General features: G+C 69.9%; 16 protein-coding genes. 8 read left to right on the top strand and 8 right to left on the bottom strand.

Features of this window, described 5'->3' with window-relative positions:
• Positions 1-77 precede the first annotated feature (77 nt).
• On the top strand, positions 78-713 hold the full coding sequence (locus CSC64_RS00705; RefSeq protein ID WP_162433395.1) for a glutathione S-transferase family protein: 636 nt from the start codon (positions 78-80) through the stop codon (positions 711-713).
• A 13-nt stretch (positions 714-726) separates the two neighbouring features.
• Here CSC64_RS00705 and CSC64_RS00700 read toward each other — a convergent pair whose 3' ends face one another.
• The 4 genes from CSC64_RS00700 to CSC64_RS00685 form a co-directional block, all read right to left on the bottom strand.
• Positions 727-1791: a sterol desaturase family protein gene (locus tag CSC64_RS00700; protein WP_238389691.1), complete on the bottom strand. Its 1065-nt coding sequence runs from the start codon at positions 1789-1791 to the stop codon at positions 727-729.
• A gap of 136 nt (positions 1792-1927) precedes the next feature.
• Positions 1928-2281, bottom strand: a complete 354-nt coding sequence (arsC, locus tag CSC64_RS00695; RefSeq protein WP_162433393.1) for an arsenate reductase (glutaredoxin) — start codon at positions 2279-2281, stop codon at positions 1928-1930.
• Complete coding sequence (locus tag CSC64_RS00690) at positions 2281-3471, bottom strand: phospholipase A (protein ID WP_425501636.1); 1191 nt, start codon at positions 3469-3471, stop codon at positions 2281-2283. Before CSC64_RS00690 ends, arsC begins: the two co-directional genes overlap by 1 nt.
• 46 nt (positions 3472-3517) lie before the next feature.
• Positions 3518-4003: a DUF456 domain-containing protein gene (locus CSC64_RS00685; protein ID WP_162433391.1), complete on the bottom strand. Its 486-nt coding sequence runs from the start codon at positions 4001-4003 to the stop codon at positions 3518-3520.
• A 248-nt stretch (positions 4004-4251) separates the two neighbouring features.
• On the opposite strand from CSC64_RS00685, the gene CSC64_RS00680 reads away from it, so the two are divergent.
• The gene (locus tag CSC64_RS00680; RefSeq protein WP_162433390.1) at positions 4252-4461 is read left to right on the top strand and encodes a cold-shock protein; all 210 of its coding nucleotides are present in this window, start codon (positions 4252-4254) and stop codon (positions 4459-4461) included.
• A gap of 133 nt (positions 4462-4594) precedes the next feature.
• On the opposite strand, the gene CSC64_RS00675 is transcribed toward CSC64_RS00680, so the two are convergent.
• Together CSC64_RS00675 and CSC64_RS00670 are read right to left on the bottom strand one after the other, a co-directional pair.
• Entirely contained in the window at positions 4595-5068 is a 474-nt protein-coding gene (locus tag CSC64_RS00675) for a glycine zipper 2TM domain-containing protein (protein WP_162433389.1), read from the bottom strand.
• 144 nt (positions 5069-5212) lie between these two features.
• Complete coding sequence (locus CSC64_RS00670) at positions 5213-5647, bottom strand: hypothetical protein (protein ID WP_162433388.1); 435 nt, start codon at positions 5645-5647, stop codon at positions 5213-5215.
• A gap of 81 nt (positions 5648-5728) precedes the next feature.
• On the opposite strand from CSC64_RS00670, the gene CSC64_RS00665 reads away from it, so the two are divergent.
• A complete protein-coding gene (locus CSC64_RS00665; RefSeq protein WP_162433387.1) occupies positions 5729-6523 on the top strand; it encodes a tRNA threonylcarbamoyladenosine dehydratase in 795 nt (264 codons plus the stop codon).
• Between the two features lie 126 nt (positions 6524-6649).
• Here the strand turns inward: CSC64_RS00665 and CSC64_RS00660 are convergent, their stop codons facing one another.
• Both CSC64_RS00660 and CSC64_RS00655 read right to left on the bottom strand, forming a co-directional pair.
• Entirely contained in the window at positions 6650-7435 is a 786-nt protein-coding gene (locus CSC64_RS00660; protein ID WP_162433386.1) for a TatD family hydrolase, read from the bottom strand.
• A gap of 28 nt (positions 7436-7463) precedes the next feature.
• A complete protein-coding gene (locus CSC64_RS00655; protein WP_162433385.1) occupies positions 7464-7688 on the bottom strand; it encodes a DUF6116 family protein in 225 nt (74 codons plus the stop codon).
• 173 nt (positions 7689-7861) lie between these two features.
• Here CSC64_RS00655 and CSC64_RS00650 point away from each other — a divergent pair, with 173 nt between their 5' ends.
• The 5 genes from CSC64_RS00650 (at position 7862) to CSC64_RS00630 (ending at position 14642) form a co-directional block, all read left to right on the top strand.
• Complete coding sequence (locus CSC64_RS00650) at positions 7862-8680, top strand: glycine zipper 2TM domain-containing protein (protein ID WP_162433384.1); 819 nt, start codon at positions 7862-7864, stop codon at positions 8678-8680.
• Positions 8681-9547: 867 nt separating this feature from the next.
• Positions 9548-10711, top strand: coding sequence for an acyl-CoA dehydrogenase family protein (locus CSC64_RS00645; protein ID WP_162433383.1), 1164 nt, complete (start codon positions 9548-9550; stop codon positions 10709-10711).
• Positions 10712-10762: 51 nt separating this feature from the next.
• Positions 10763-13384 carry a DUF3857 domain-containing protein gene (locus CSC64_RS00640; RefSeq protein WP_162433382.1) on the top strand — a complete coding sequence of 874 codons (2622 nt, stop codon included), beginning with the start codon at positions 10763-10765 and terminating at the stop codon, positions 13382-13384.
• A gap of 74 nt (positions 13385-13458) precedes the next feature.
• Positions 13459-14004: a GNAT family N-acetyltransferase gene (locus CSC64_RS00635; protein ID WP_238389690.1), complete on the top strand. Its 546-nt coding sequence runs from the start codon at positions 13459-13461 to the stop codon at positions 14002-14004.
• The gene (locus CSC64_RS00630) at positions 14001-14642 is read left to right on the top strand and encodes a glutathione S-transferase family protein (RefSeq protein WP_162433380.1); all 642 of its coding nucleotides are present in this window, start codon (positions 14001-14003) and stop codon (positions 14640-14642) included. The genes CSC64_RS00635 and CSC64_RS00630 overlap by 4 nt, the downstream gene beginning before the upstream one ends.
• The last annotated feature ends 17 nt before the right edge of the window (positions 14643-14659 follow it).

Below are 14659 nucleotides of genomic sequence, written 5' to 3'. Positions count from 1 at the left end.
GGTCGGGAAAGCAGCGGGGCAAGCCCCGCTCTACGATGCCGATACCACGACAATCGAACATCCGCCCGGGAGCCCCGATGTCCGTCGTCCTCTACGGTTCGCCCAGCACCGCCTCGCTCGTCGTCCACTGGCTGCTGATCGAACTGGGCATCGACCACGAACTGCACCAGCTCGACTTCGACCGGCGCGAGCAGAAGTCGGCGGAGTACCTGGCGATCAACCCCACCGGCCGGGTGCCGGCCCTGCTGGTCGACGGCCAGGTGCTGACCGAATCGGCCGCCATCGCCATGCACCTGGCCGACCTGCATCCGCAGGCCGGCCTCGCCCCGGCGCCGGGCACGCCGGCACGCGGCGACTACTACCGCTGGATGTGCTTCTGCGTGTACACGCTGATGCCGGCGTACCGCGCCTGGTTCTATCCGGACGAGCCGGCGGGCCAGGCCCAGGTCGAGGCGGTGAAGCAGCGCGCCCGCGCGCAGCTGGAAGCGGCCTGGGAACAGGTGGCCGCGCACCTGGAACGCCATGGTCCCTACATGCTCGGCGCCCAGCGCTCGGCGGTGGACTTCGTCCTCACCATGCTGATGCGCTGGTCGCGCAACATGCCGCGCCCGAGCGACGGCTGGCCGACGCTGCACGCGCACGCGCAGCGGATGAAGTCGCTCCCGAGCTTCCGCGAAGTCTACGCGCGCGAAGGCATCACCGACTGGACCTGAGCCGGTCCGCAGCTCAGCGCACGTGGTCGTCGTAATGTCGCGTGCGCCGGAACGGCATCAGGTGCTGGCGCACGATCCCGCGCGGCACCGTTTCCAGCTTCATCACCCCGTATTCCTGCGGCCAGCTGCCGTCGCGCGGCAGGCGGAAGGTGCCCATCAGCATGTCCACCAGCGGCAGGTGGATGGCGTAGTTGGCGTCGATCCACTCGCCGTGCCGGGCGTGGTGCCAGTGGTGGTAGCGCGGCAGCACCAGCACGTACTCCAGCCAGCCGAAGCGGATGCCGAGGTTGGCGTGCGCCAGCACCGCCTGCAGGCCGACCAGGATCACGTAGGCGTTGACCGCCGGCTGCGAGAAACCCAGCATCAGCAGCGGCAGCAGCACCACGCTGCGGGTGAGCACGATCTCGACCAGGTGCATGCGCGAACCGGCCAGCCAGTCCATCTCGCGGCTGGAGTGGTGCACGGCATGGAAGCGCCACAGCCACGGGATGTTGTGGTACGCGCGATGCAGCAGCGCCTGGGTGAGGTCGGCCACGAACACCGCCAGCAGGAACTGGGCCCACACCGGCAGCGACTGGATCGCCGACTTGAGCGCCGGGAACGCCGCCAGCGCGGCGACCGTGGAGGTGGAGGCGGTGACCAGGATCAGGATGAACTGGACCAGCACGTGACCCATGAAGAAGTAGGCCAGGTCGGTGCGCCAGCCGTTGCGCAGCGGCGACATCCGGCGCTGGCCGAGGTAGTGCTCCAGCGGCACGAACACCAGCGCCGAGAAGAACAGCGAGAGCACGAACCAGTCCATGCCCAGCGAGTACGGCGTCTGCCCGATCGCGTCGAACTTCACGTTGGTCCCGCCCAGCAGCACCGCCAGGGTCGCCGAACCGACGCCGAGCAGCGCGACCCGGCGGCCGCGGTCGCGCAGCACCGCCAGGGTGCCGAGCACGAAGGCGGCGACCAGCCCGGCCAGCAGCAGGTGGCGGGCGAACTGTTCGCTGTAGACCGCGCGGAACTCGTGGCTGGTCAGCAGTTCCGGGAAGTGGAAGCAGAGCACCGCCAGCAGGCTGAGCAGCCCGAGCATGGCCGAGGTGCTGGCGGCGACTGGACGGTGCCGGCGAGCTGGCAAGGCGGCGTTCTCCCCACGCATTCAACCGCCCCGATCATACCGGTGGTCCGCCGCACCGTAGAGCCGGGCTTGCCCGGCTGCTCTCCCGGCGTCAGTCCAGCAGCTCCAGTACCGTTTCCGGCGGCCGGCACAGCCGCGTGCCGCGCGCGGTGATCACCACCGGCCGGTTGATCAGGAGCGGATGGGCCAGCATCGCGGCGAGCAGGGCGTCTTCGCCAGCGCCTGCCAGCCCCAGTTCGCCGAACAGCGCTTCCTTGTCGCGCACCAGCCCGCGCAGGCCCAGCCCGCTGTCCGCGGCGACCTGCAGCAGCGTCGCCCGGTCCGGCGGCTCGGACAGGTAGTCCACCACCACCGGCTCGATCCCGCGCTCGCGCAGCAGCTGCAGCGCGCCACGCGAATTTGAGCAGCGCGGGTTGTGCCAGATCGTCACGCGCGTCGCGGCCATCAGAACCACTCCAGCAGGGCGAAGCCGACGCCGACGTACGTGGCACGGTGGTTGTAGTCGATCATGCTCTCGCCGTAACCATCGAATACCTGCACGTGGCCGCGCAGCAGGTTGGTGATCGGGAAGCCCCAGTCCAGTTGCAGCGAACCGTGCGAACGGTCGCCGCCGCGCAACGAATGGCGCCCGGTGAGGGACAGCTCGTAGCCATTGCGGTTGTAGACCAGCATGGCATCGCCGCGGCCGACGTAATCCTCGATGTCGGCGTTGTTGTCGTCCTCGGCGTCCTCCTTGAAGCGGTACCACGGCCGCACCACGAAGGCCCAGTTCTCGCGGTCCAGGCCGACCGTGAGGATGGCCCGGTTCCAGCTGCGCGACAGCGGGTCGCTGCGGCCGTTGGACTGGTGGTTGATGCCGATCCCGGCCATCCGCCCATTCCAGCCGAACAGGCTGTAGCTGTTGCGGAACAGCAGCATCACCTCCGGCTCGTAGTTGGTTTCGCGGAACGGCCGCGAGATCTCTGCGTTGTAGACCTGCCAGCGCGAGCTCTGGGTGTAGCCGGCCCAGATGTCGCCGTTGTCGCCGAACAGGTTCTCGGCCAGCTTGGTCTTGAAGCTGATCTGGTACTTGGCCTCGACGCTGTCCAGCACCTCCTCGTCCTGGGTGACGGTGTTGTCCGGATTGGGCGAGTGCGGCTGGTTGTTGGTGTTGCTGGTCCAGAACGCGGGCAGCAGGTACACCGGCTTGTAGGCGCGCATCTGGAAGATGCCCAGCTTGGAGTCCTTCGCCAGTTCCCAGCGGCTGGCCAGCAGCGAACCGCGGCCGGCATTGGCGACGGTGGCGAGGTCGTCTCGGGCGTATGCGAGGTCCTCGTTGCGGAACAGTTCGCCGGCGCGCTGGCGCGCACGTTCGCCCAGGCCGGCGTCGGCGGGCAGGGCGGCGGCGCGTTCTTGCGCGCGCTGCGAGTCGAGCCGTTCGGCCGCCTCGCGCGCGGCCTGGTCGGCCTGTTGCGGCGTGGGCGCGGCATAGCCGAGCGCGGCGTCGTAGCAGGCCAGTCGCTGCGGGTCGGAAGCGATGGCCATGCAGCCTTCGGCGCTGGCGCGAGGCGACATGGCTTCCTGCGCGGCCAACGGCGGTGCCACGCTGCCGGCCAGGACGCACAGGATGGAGGCAAGGGGATGGGTCCGGTTCAAAGGCTGTTCCAGCTCAGGTAGGGGCAAGGGGCGCGATGGCATCGACTCAGAACAGCCAGGCGAGGGCGAACAGCCCGAGCATGGCAAAGGCCAGCGCCAGCTTCAGCACCGTGCCCAGCAACAGCCCGACCCAGGTGGCCAGGCCGACGTGGGTGGCGCGGCGCAACTGGCGGGTATGCCACAGTTCGCCGAGCAGGGCGCCGAGGAACGGGCCCCCGACCAGGCCCAGCGGGCCGAAGAAGATGCCGACCAGGGTGCCCAGGGCGGCGCCCCAGACCGCCATCGGCCCGGCGCCGACCCGCTTGGCCCCGGCGGCAGTGGCGATGAAGTCGGCGACCACCGACAGCAGGGTCAGCAGGCCCAGCGCGACCAGCGGCACCGGCCCGATGCGCTGGAAATCCCCGGCCCAGGCCGCCACCAGCATCCCGGTGAACACCAGCGGCAGGCCCGGCAACGCCGGCAGGACCACGCCGGCCAGGCCGACCAGGACCAGAACCGCGGCGATGGCATACCAGAAAAGGGCGGGATCCATCGTCGGAAAACTCCGGTTCCGGGCAGGGGGCGGGCAAGTCCTTGCCATGATTGCATTTCCCCTGAACGAGAGGTAAGTTTGGGGCCGCTGCGCTTGGCAAGGTCACCGTGTACCCGTGGCCTGATGCGGTAGGTCTAGTAGGTGATGGTGATGGTCCGCTACATCGTTCCACCTCGCGTACTCCTTGCAACCAGCCGCCGTGGCAACGGCGTAACCACCACCCAGCACAGTTCGAGGAGTCAGCAGTAATGTCAGAGCGCGAGACGGGCACCGTGAAGTGGTTCAACGATGCCAAGGGGTTCGGATTCATCAGCCGCGAGAATGGCGAGGACGTGTTCGTGCATTTCCGCGCCATCCAGATGCAGGGCTTCAAGAGCCTCAAGGAAGGCCAGAAGGTCAGCTTCACCGTCGTGCAGGGCCAGAAGGGCCTGCAGGCGGACGCCGTCCAGGCCGCCTGAAGCATTGCCGACAACGGATATGGAACGGCCCGCCAGCTGGCGGGCCGTTTCTTTTTGCGCGTCGGTCATCCCTTCCTGCCGTGCGTGGCGCAGGGAAGGCGTACGCCGCCCGGCCGAGGCCGGGCGGCCCGGCTCAGCGCAGTACCACCTTGCCGTTGACCACGCGCACGTAGGTGTTCTCGCGGATGCCGCCGAGGTCGCGCTGGTTGATCACCACGCTGCGGCCGTCGTCCAGGCGCACGTGGATGTTGTAGGTGTCGGAGGTGGCGCGGTTCTGGATCGCGTTGCCGGCCATCGCGCCGGCCGCGGCGCCGGCGACGGCGGCCACGTTCTGGTTGCCCTTGCTGCCGCCGGTCTTGTCCGAGATCTCGTGGCCGGCGACCGCGCCGACGATGCCGCCGAGGATCGCGCCGGTGGCCGAAGGCGCGCTGCGGCCCGAGGCGATCGCGTCGATCCGGGTGACGATGCCGCAGTCCGCGCAGCGGGCCTGCGACGGATAGGCCGGGGTCGAGCTGCCATAGCCGTAGCCGGACGAAGGCGAGGTGGCGCAGCCGGCGAGTGCCAGCACGCCGAAGGCGGTGATTCCCAGCAGGTGGCGATGCTTCATCGTTTGCTCTCCTTGGTGACGAATGGCGACCGTGACGGCCAGGTACGCGGTTGCGTTGTGGCCATCCTGTTTCGGCAGGCGTGAACGCCACGCCAACCGGGCGTGGCGGCGTGCGCGATGCGAGGCCGCGGTATCAGCCGCGGTTCAGCGGAAATCGCGGTGGCAGGCCTTGCAGCCTTCGCCGATGCGCTCGTTGAGCGTGGCCAGCTGCGCGCAGTCCTGCGGCGGGGTGGCGAGCGCTTCGTCGAGCACCGCGCGCAGGCCGCTGGCGGCGGTGCCGAAGCGGGTGTCGTCGGTGAGGCCGGGGAACGCAGGCTCCAGGTCGTTGGCCAGTGCGCGCAGCGAGTGCAGCCGCGGCAGGCTGTCGCTGGTGCTGCAGCGGTTGGCCTTGGCTGCATTGCGCAGTGCGCCCCCCTGGTGCGCCATGACGTTCATCAGCGCGTCGGGGAAGGGATCGGCGCGTGCCTGCAGCGCGCGCAGGCCCATCACCGCGGCGATTGCACCGACCACCAGGCCGAGCAGGAACAGGAACAGGTAGCGTCCGGCGTTGCTCGGGCGGCGGGGTTCCTGGCTGGCCATGCGGCGGGCTCCGTGCGGTGGTGGGTGGCGAAGATGATAGGGCGGCGGCGCCCGGCAATGCACGCCCGCTAGAATGCGCGGATGGATGCATCCCTGCTCGAACGCTTCGCCGGCATCGACCGGCTCTACGGCCGTGGCGCGGCGGAATGGCTGGCCACGCGGCGGGTCGCGGTGGTCGGCCTGGGTGGCGTGGGCTCGTGGGTGGCCGAGGCGCTGGCGCGCTCGGCCGTCGGCGCCCTGGACCTGGTGGACGCCGACGACGTGTGCGTGTCCAACACCAACCGCCAGTTGCCGGCGCTCGCCGGCCAGTACGGCCGGAACAAGGCAGAGGCGATGGCCGAGCGCTGCCGCGCGATCAACCCGGCGATCGAGGCGCGCCCGGTGCCGGCGTTCCTCACAGGGGCCAACCTCGAGGAGCTGCTCGGTGGCGGCTTCGACCTGGTGATCGACGCCTGCGACAGCTTCCGCACCAAGGTCGAGGCGATCGCCTGGTGCCGGCGGCGCAAGCAACCGGTGCTGACTGTGGGTTCCGCCGGCGGGCGCACCGATGCGACCCTGGTGCGCGTGCGCGACCTTTCGCGCACCGAGCACGACGCGATGCTGGCGCTGGTGCGCAAGAAGCTGCGCGGCGAGTTCAACTTCCCGAAGAACGCGCAGCGCTACTTCGGCGTGCCGGCGGTGTACTCGCTGGAGAACGTCAAGTACCCGCAGGCCGACGGCAGCGTCTGCGGCCTGCGCCCGCAGCTGGGCGCCGACGCGGCGCTGAAGCTGGACTGCGGCGCCGGCCTGGGCGCGGCCACGCACATCACCGGCGCATTCGCCTTCGCCGCCGCCGGCAAGGCCCTCGAGATCCTGCTGAAGAACCGCTCATTGTAGGAGCCCACTTCAGGGGGCGACCCGACGAACGCCGGAACGCGCGGCGTTCAACGCGGCCCCTCCGGGGGTGTTCGCGTTGAACGCAGCGCCTCCCCACGGAATCGGGTCGCCCCCTGAAGTGGGCTCCTACAGGGGAGCCGGCGGCAGGGCGAACAGGCGTTCGGCGTTGGCGCTGGTGGCGGCGGCGATTTCCGTGGGGTCCTGGTCGCGCAGCATCGCCACCGTCTCCAGCACGGTGGGCAGGCGCGCGGGTTCGTTGCGCTGGCCGCGGATGCCGGCGTCGGGCTGGTCGGGGGCATCGGTTTCCAGCAGCAGGAACTCCAGCGGCATCGCCGCCACCAGCCGGCGCAGGCGCTGCGCGCGTTCGTAGGTCAGCGGCCCGCCCAGGCCGACCAGGAAACCCAGCTTCCACAGCTGCCGGGCCTGCTCCGGGCTGCCGGAAAAACTGTGCACCACGCCGCGCAGACCGCTGCCGCCACCGATGCGGTGGATCGCGGCGGTCACCGCATCCACGGCCCGCCGCGCATGCACGACCAGCGGCAGGCCGGTGTCGCGCGCCAGCCGCAACTGGCCCTCGAAATACAGTGCCTGCGCCCGTGGATCGAGGCCCTCGACGAAGTAGTCCAGCCCGCATTCGCCGATCGCCAGCGGCTGCTCGCGTTCGACCCAGTCGCGCAGCTCGTCCAGGTGCGCCGGCCGGTGCGCGGCGAGGAAGGTGGGATGCAGGCCATAGGCCGGGTACAGCCCCGGCGCGGCGCGGCAGACCTGGCGCAGCTTCGGCCAGCTGGCCGCGGTCACTGCCGGCACGACCTGGCGGGCGACCCCGGCGGCGCGCGCCCGCGCCACCACCGCCTCGCGGTCGGCGTCGAACTCCTCCGCGTCCAGGTGGCAGTGGCTGTCGACCAGGTCCATGTCGGGCCGGCGGGATGCGACCGCGCCGTCAGCGCCGGCTTTCGTCCGGCAGCGCCGGCGCGCCGGGTTCCTTGCGCCGCTTCCAGTTGGCCAGCAGCAGGGTGGCCAGGCCGAACGCCAGTTCGTCGACGAACGGGATCGGGTCGGGCAGCAGCAGGTTCACCGCGAACAGCGCCGCGGTCAGCTTGAACAGGGTCGGGAACCGCAGGCCGCGTGCCCATTGCATGAAGGTCAGCAGGACGGGACTGGGCATGGCGTTTCGGCTCGCAGGGGGGCTTTCGCGGAAAACTAGCATGGCGCGCGTGTAGCATGCCGGTGTGTGCTGTCGCGATGGATGCCTTGCCGCGGCATTCCTGCTCCTGTTCAGGTTTGCCATGATGCAATCCGGCCACAAGCAGCGGGGACCGCCCGCGAGGAGCCCAGACCATGAAGCAAGCCACTACCGTACTGATCGCTGCCGGTGCCCTGCTGGTCGGGGGCATCGCCACCGCAGCCTTCATGAACAACCGCGACCGCCAGCCCGAGCCGGTCATTGCCGCGGCTCCGTCCGATCCGGCGCTGGCCGCCGACGATGCCGCGCCGGTGGCCGACGACGCGCTGCCCGTCGATACCCTGCAGTACGCCGACATCGTCAAGGTCGAGCCGGTGACGCAGAAGGAAAAGCTCTACGCCACCGTGATCGGCACCGAGCCGGTGCGCGAGACCACCCAGACCACCGTGCCCAAGGAAGTGTGCGAGGACGTGGTGGTGGAGGAGCGCCTGCCGGAGAAGGACGGCAACGTCGGTGGCACCGTCGCCGGCACCGTGATCGGCGGCCTGCTCGGCAACCAGATCGGCGGCGGCAGCGGCAAGAAGGTCGCCACCGCGGCCGGCGCGGTCGCCGGTGGCGTGATCGGCAACCAGGTCGACAAGCGCCACGTGGGCGGCAAGGTCGTCACCCGCACCGAGCGCCAGTGCCACACCGAGCAGGCGGTGTCCGAGTCGAGCAAGGTCACCGGCTACAACGTGACCTACCGCAACGCCGACGGCACCACCGGCACCATGCGCATGGCCAGCAAGCCGGGCACCCGGGTGGCGATGGGCAACACCGACAAGGTCGTCGGCTACGACGTGACCTACCGCTACAACGACCGCGAAGGCACCCTGCGCCTGGACCGCAAGCCGGAAACCGACCGCCTGCCGGTGGTGGACGGCCAGGTAGTGACCTCGACCGCCGCGCTGGAGGCCGAGGGTTCGAAGCAGTAGGCCGCGGACCGCGCACCTGGAAGAGAGAAAGGCCGGCTTTTGCCGGCCTTTCTTCTGGTTCGTTGCCGGATAAGGGGGGCGGGGGAAGGCGAAACGCGAAAGGCCAAAGCGTGTGCGTGTGCGGGCTTCGGAGGGGGCCGCCGTTCTGCCGCACTGGGGGTCGTCGCTCACGTCGGCGTCCTGCCTCAGTTCGCGAGCGCGGCACATCCATGTGCCGCTCGACCCCCAATGCGACAGAACGACGTCCTGTCGCGTTGTTGGGGTCATCGCTTCGTCCGCCCCGATCGAACCGCATGGCGCAGTTGACCCTGTTGGCGCATGCCTTCGCGCATCCCGATCAGACCGCGCGGCTCTCGTGGAGCGGGGCTTGCCCCGCTGCTTTGCTGGGCGTCCGTTGATGCGGGGATCGGATTGATAGGCGACGGCAAAGAGCAGCGGGGCAAGCCCCGCTCTACGAAAGCACATCGCCATGCTGCTCTGGCAGCGTCTGCTTTGCCGCAGGCCAATAGAAGCCACGTCCTCAAAGTTCGCGAAGGACGCCGTACCTTGGGTATATGGCCCAAGTGGCACATGGATGTGCCACGGCCCTTCGTAAAGACAGGATGTCGTCCCGAAGGGTGGGCCATATACCCAAGGTGCGGCGGCCCCCACCGGAGCCAGTGCTGTAAATGCATCCGCACGGGGCGGCCGCGCCAGAGCCCGTGCTGTAAATGCATCCGGCTGCGGCGCCCCCCGCCCAAGCTGCCGCTCCTGCTTTCCTCCTCGCCTGGAGAAAAACCCTTTTTTGTGTCGTTTCCGGGCTATCCATCTCCATATCCCGGGCCGGCCCGATACAATCGCCGGCATCCTCCGCATCCGGTTCCTGCCATGGCCCTGTCGCCCTACGACCTGTTTGACGTGCGTTCCCTGCTCACCGAAGAGGAGCGCGCCGTGCAGGAGGCGGTGGCCCGTTTCACCGACGAGCGGGTCATCCCGATCATCGGCGACGCCTTCGACCAGGGCCGCTTCCCGAAGGAACTGGTGCCGGAGATCGCCTCGCTCGGCCTGCTTGGCTCCTCGCTGCCCGAGGAGTACGGCTGCGCCGGCCTCAACGCGGTCAGCTACGGCCTGATCTGCCAGGAACTCGAGCGCGGCGACAGCGGCATCCGCAGCTTCGTCAGCGTGCAGTCCTCGCTGTGCATGTACCCGATCTTCGCCTACGGCAGCGAGGAACAGCGCCGCCGCTGGCTGCCGGACATGGCCGCAGGCAAGGTGATCGGCTGCTTCGGCCTGACCGAGCCGCACGGCGGTTCGGATCCGGCCAACATGAAGACCCATGCGCGCAAGGACGGCGGCGACTGGGTGATCAACGGCTCCAAGATGTGGATCACCAACGGCAACCTGGCCGACATCGCCATCGTCTGGGCGCAGACCGACGAAGGCATCCAGGGCTTCGTGGTGGAGAAGGGCATGCCCGGCTTCACCGCCCAGGAGATCAAGCACAAGATGTCGCTGCGCGCGTCGGTGACCTCGTCGCTGTTCTTCGACAACGTGCGCGTGCCCGATTCCAGCCGCCTGCCGAACGTGAAGGGGCTCAAGGGGCCGCTGGGCTGCCTGACCCAGGCCCGCTACGGCATCACCTGGGGGCCGGTCGGCGCGGCGATCGCCTGCCTGGACGAGGCGCTGAACTACAGCAAGGAGCGGATCCTGTTCGGCCGCCCGGTGGCGGCGACCCAGAGCGCGCAGATCAAGCTGGCCGAAATGGCCCGCCGGATCACCCTGGCGCAGCTGCTGGTGCTGCAGCTGGGCCGGCTCAAGGACGCCGGCACGATGCAGCCGTCGCAGGTCTCGCTGGCCAAGTGGAACAACTGCCGCATGGCCATCGACATCGCCCGCGAATGCCGCGACCTGCTCGGCGGCGCCGGCATCACCACCGAGCACGCCGCGATCCGCCACGCGCTGAACCTGGAATCGGTGATCACCTACGAGGGCACCGAGACTGTGCACCAGCTGGTGATCGGCCGCGAACTGACCGGCATCAACGCGTTCTGAGCCCGCGGGGAAAGGCGCGGACCGGGAAAGGGACGGGGACACAGGGGGAGTATGCGCAACGGGAACTGGCTGCGCCGGCTGGCGCAGGCGACGGGCGGCCTGCTGGCGGCCGTGGGCATGCATGCGGTGGCCGCGGACTACAGGGTCGAGGTCGATGCGCGGCCACCCGCACTGGAAACGTTGCTGGAAGGCAGCACGCCACAGGATGCCTCCGACGGACTGCGCTACCTGCTGGTGCTCGACCAGGTGGACCTGGCGGCGGCGCGGCCGGCGTGGAGTCGCCGCGTCGCCTACGACGTCGCCCACGAGCGCGGGCTGGCCAGTGCCGGCCAGTTCCAGGTGGACTACCAGCCGGCCTACCAGCAGCTGGTGCTGCATGCGGTCGAGCTGCGGCGCGGCGATGCGCGCATCGACCGGCTCGGCGACTCGCGGATCGAGCTGTTGCGGCGCGAATCCGGCCTGGAGGCGGGCCTGATGGACGGCAGCCGCACCCTGGCGGTGACCATTCCCGACATCCGCGTCGGCGACCGGGTCGAGTACCGCTACACCATCCACGGCTACAACCCGGTGTTCGGGCGTGGCTACCACGATTACTGGACGCCGCGTTACGGCGTGCCGGTGGCGCTGCGCGAGATCCGCGTGCGCCATCCCGGCGCGATGCCGCTGCGCCTGCGTGCGCCCGAGCCAGGCTTCGAGCAGGACGAGGGCGTGGAAGGCGGGCTGCGCTGGCTGCGGATCCATGGCCGCGACGTGGCCGCCAGCGCGGACGAAGCCTCGGTGCCCGATGGTCATGCTTTGCTCTCGCGCGTCGAAGTCACCACCGCCGCAGGCTGGGAGGACGTGGCCGCCTGGGCGTCGCCGCTGTTTCCCGGCCGTTTCTCCGACCGCGCGCTGGCGGCGGAGCTGGCCGCGCAACTGGACCTCGCCGTAGGCGATCCGGTAGGCTCGCTGGAGCGGGCGGTGGCGTTCGTGCAGGGCGAGGTGCGCTACACCGGCCTGGACATGGGGCTGAACTCGCACGCGCCGAATCCCCCGGAACTGGTGGCGAAGCGCCGCTTCGGCGACTGCAAGGACAAGTCGCAGCTGCTGGTCGCGCTGCTGCGCGAAGCAGGGATCCGCGCGGAGCCCGTGCTGGTCAACACCGCGCTGCGCGCGCGCACCGCCGAACGCCTGCCCAGTCCGCTGGCCTTCGACCATGTCGTGGTCCGCGCGCACCTGCCGCAGGGCGAGGCCTGGATCGACGCTACCCGCGACCGCGAGAGCGGTCCGCTGGACGCGCGCGCGCCGCTGGGCTTTGGCGTCGGTCTGCCGGTGATCGCGGGCACGGACGCACTGGCCACGATCCCGTATCCGTTCCCCGGACTGCCGCAGGTCGAGGTGGAGCAACAACTGGATTTCGCCGACGAGCCGCCATACTCGGAGGCCGGGTTCCAGGTGGACACCCGCTACCGGCCTTCCTATGCGGAAGGCATCCGCGACCGTTTCCGCGACCAGGGCGCGGCCAAGGTCGGCGAGGGCTATCTGGCCTACATGCGTGGTTACTACGACGACCTGCAGGGCGACGGCGACCCGGTCCTGCGCGAGGAGGGCGAGGAGGCGGTGGTAGGCGAACGCTACCGGTTGCGCTGGAACAGCAAGGACGAGGGCAAGGTCTTCGGCATCGTCCCGTTCCAGCTGCTGGACTGGACGCCACGGCTGGCCGAGGCGCAGCGGCAGCTGCCGCTGGCTCTGGGCGGGCCGCGCTTCGGGCGGCACACCGTGCGCAGCCGGCACCCGCAGGGCTGGACCATCGCCGACGAGCACGAGCGGGTGGAGAACCCGTGGTTCCGCTTCGACCGGCATGTCTCGGTGGACGCCGAGGGCCGGCTGGTCATCGTCGCCGAGTGGCGGCGGATGGCCGACCAGGTGCCCGCCGCGGACTATGCGCGAGTGCGCGAAGACCTGCTGAAGGTGCGTGAGCTGCTGTATTACGACGTGGATCTGGAGGCTCGCTGGCAGATCTTCGGCACCCGCCCTGTCGACTGGGCCTGGCCGGCGGCCGCCCTGGGGCTGGCCCTGGCATCGCTTGCACTGCTGTGGTGGCGGCGCAAGCACTGGCTGGTCGCGGGGATGCTGTACCGGCCGCGCGCCACCGCGGCGCTGCGGCTGGCCACCAGCGGGATGGCGGCGGGCCTGGCGACCGGCGCATGCGCCGTGCTCGCCGAAGTGCTGCTGGAGCGCGGGCACCTGCTGTTCTCCGGGCCGCTGGCGTTGGCGCTGGGCATGATGGCGCTCGGGCTGATCGGGCTGGGCCTGCGCTGGCTGTTCCTGTCCTGGTTGCTGCAGGCGACGCTGGCCTGGCTCGGCCACCACGCCGCGCCGCAGGACATGCGCCGCGCCTACGGGCTGGCGCTGGTGCCGATGACGCTGTTCTGCGTGCTGGCGATGGTCGCGCTCGGGTTCCGCCTGGACTGGCTCGAAGCCGACGACTTCACACCGTCGCAACTGCCGGCGGTGCTGGTTTCGGTGTTGCTGCTGCTGGTCGGCATGGCCTGGTGGCTGGTCTCACTGGCCGGCGGCGCGGCGGCCATGGCGGGAACGCGCATGCGCCGCGGCGTGCTGGCGGTGTCGATCAGCGTGCTGCCGCTGGTGGCATTGGCCACCCTGGCGATGGTGGCGCTTTCGCTCCGATAATGCGCCGAATGGGCGTGGTGCGAAGCACCGCATGGGGTGGTGCGCAGCCGGACAGGATTCCCAGGGAGGCGGCCTTGCAGGACATCAGCATCGAAACCGGGCGCCTGCTCCTGCGCGTCCCGCAACTGGCGGACTTCGACCGCTACGCCGAATTGCTGGGCGACGAGGAGGCCTGCCGCTACATTGGTGGCCACCAGCCTCGCGCGGCGGCATGGCGCAAATTCCTCCAGATGCCGGGCGCATGGGCGGTGCAGGGCTTCGCCATGTTCTCGGTGATCGAACGCGGGTCGGGACTCTGGCTCGGCCAGGTCGGGCCGTGGCGACCGGATGGCTGGCCTGGCAACGAGGTGGGCTGGTCGTTGCATCCGGACGCCTGGGGCAAGGGCTATGCGCGCGAGGCGGCGGCTGCGGCCATCGACTGGGCCTTCGCCAACCTGGGCTGGGACGAGGTGATCCACTGCATCGATCCGGCCAACCTGCCATCGCAGCGGCTGGCCGCGCGGTTGGGTTCGCGCAACCGCGGACCAGGACGCATGCCGGCGCCGTACGAGAATGCGGCGGTCGACATCTGGGGCCAGACGCGCGACGAATGGACCATCAACCGGGAGACGTCGCGATGATCACCGTCCATGGCATGTCCATGTCCGGCAACTGCTACAAGGTGCGGCTGCTGCTGGAGCAGTTGGGCCGCGAATACCGCTGGAACGAGGTCGATGCGCCGCGCGGCGCGACGCGCACGCCGGAATTCCTGGCGAAGAACCCGAACGGACGGGTGCCGCTGCTGGAGCTGGACGATGGCCGCACCCTGCCCGAGTCCAACGCGATCCTGTGCTGGCTGGCCGAGGGCACCGGTTTCCTGCCGGCCGACGCCTGGCAGAAGGCGCAGGCGCTGGGCTGGATGTTCTTCGAGCAGTACAGCCACGAGCCGTACGTCGCGGTGGCGCGCTTCATCCGCGGCTGGACACCGGCCGACTCGCCGCGCCGCGCCGAGCTGCCGCGCCTGCACGAGCGCGGCCACCAGGCATTGGCGGTGATGGAGCGGCACCTGCAGGCGGCGGACTGGTTCAGCGGGCCGCAGTACGGCATCGTCGACATCGCCCTGTTCGCCTACACCCATTGCGCCGCCGATGGCGGCTTCGACCTGGCCGCGTACCCGCGCCTCGGCGACTGGCTGGCGCGGGTGCGCGCCACGCCGGGCTTCGTGCCGATGCAGGCCAACGACGCCGAGGCTGTCGCCCGCTTCGCGCTCGCCGACTGAACTCCCGGAAATAGTCC

This window comes from Pseudoxanthomonas koreensis (assembly GCF_010093225.1).
In the GTDB taxonomy this organism is placed as follows: domain Bacteria; phylum Pseudomonadota; class Gammaproteobacteria; order Xanthomonadales; family Xanthomonadaceae; genus Pseudoxanthomonas; species Pseudoxanthomonas koreensis.
This window is presented reverse-complemented; position numbering and strand designations above follow the sequence as displayed.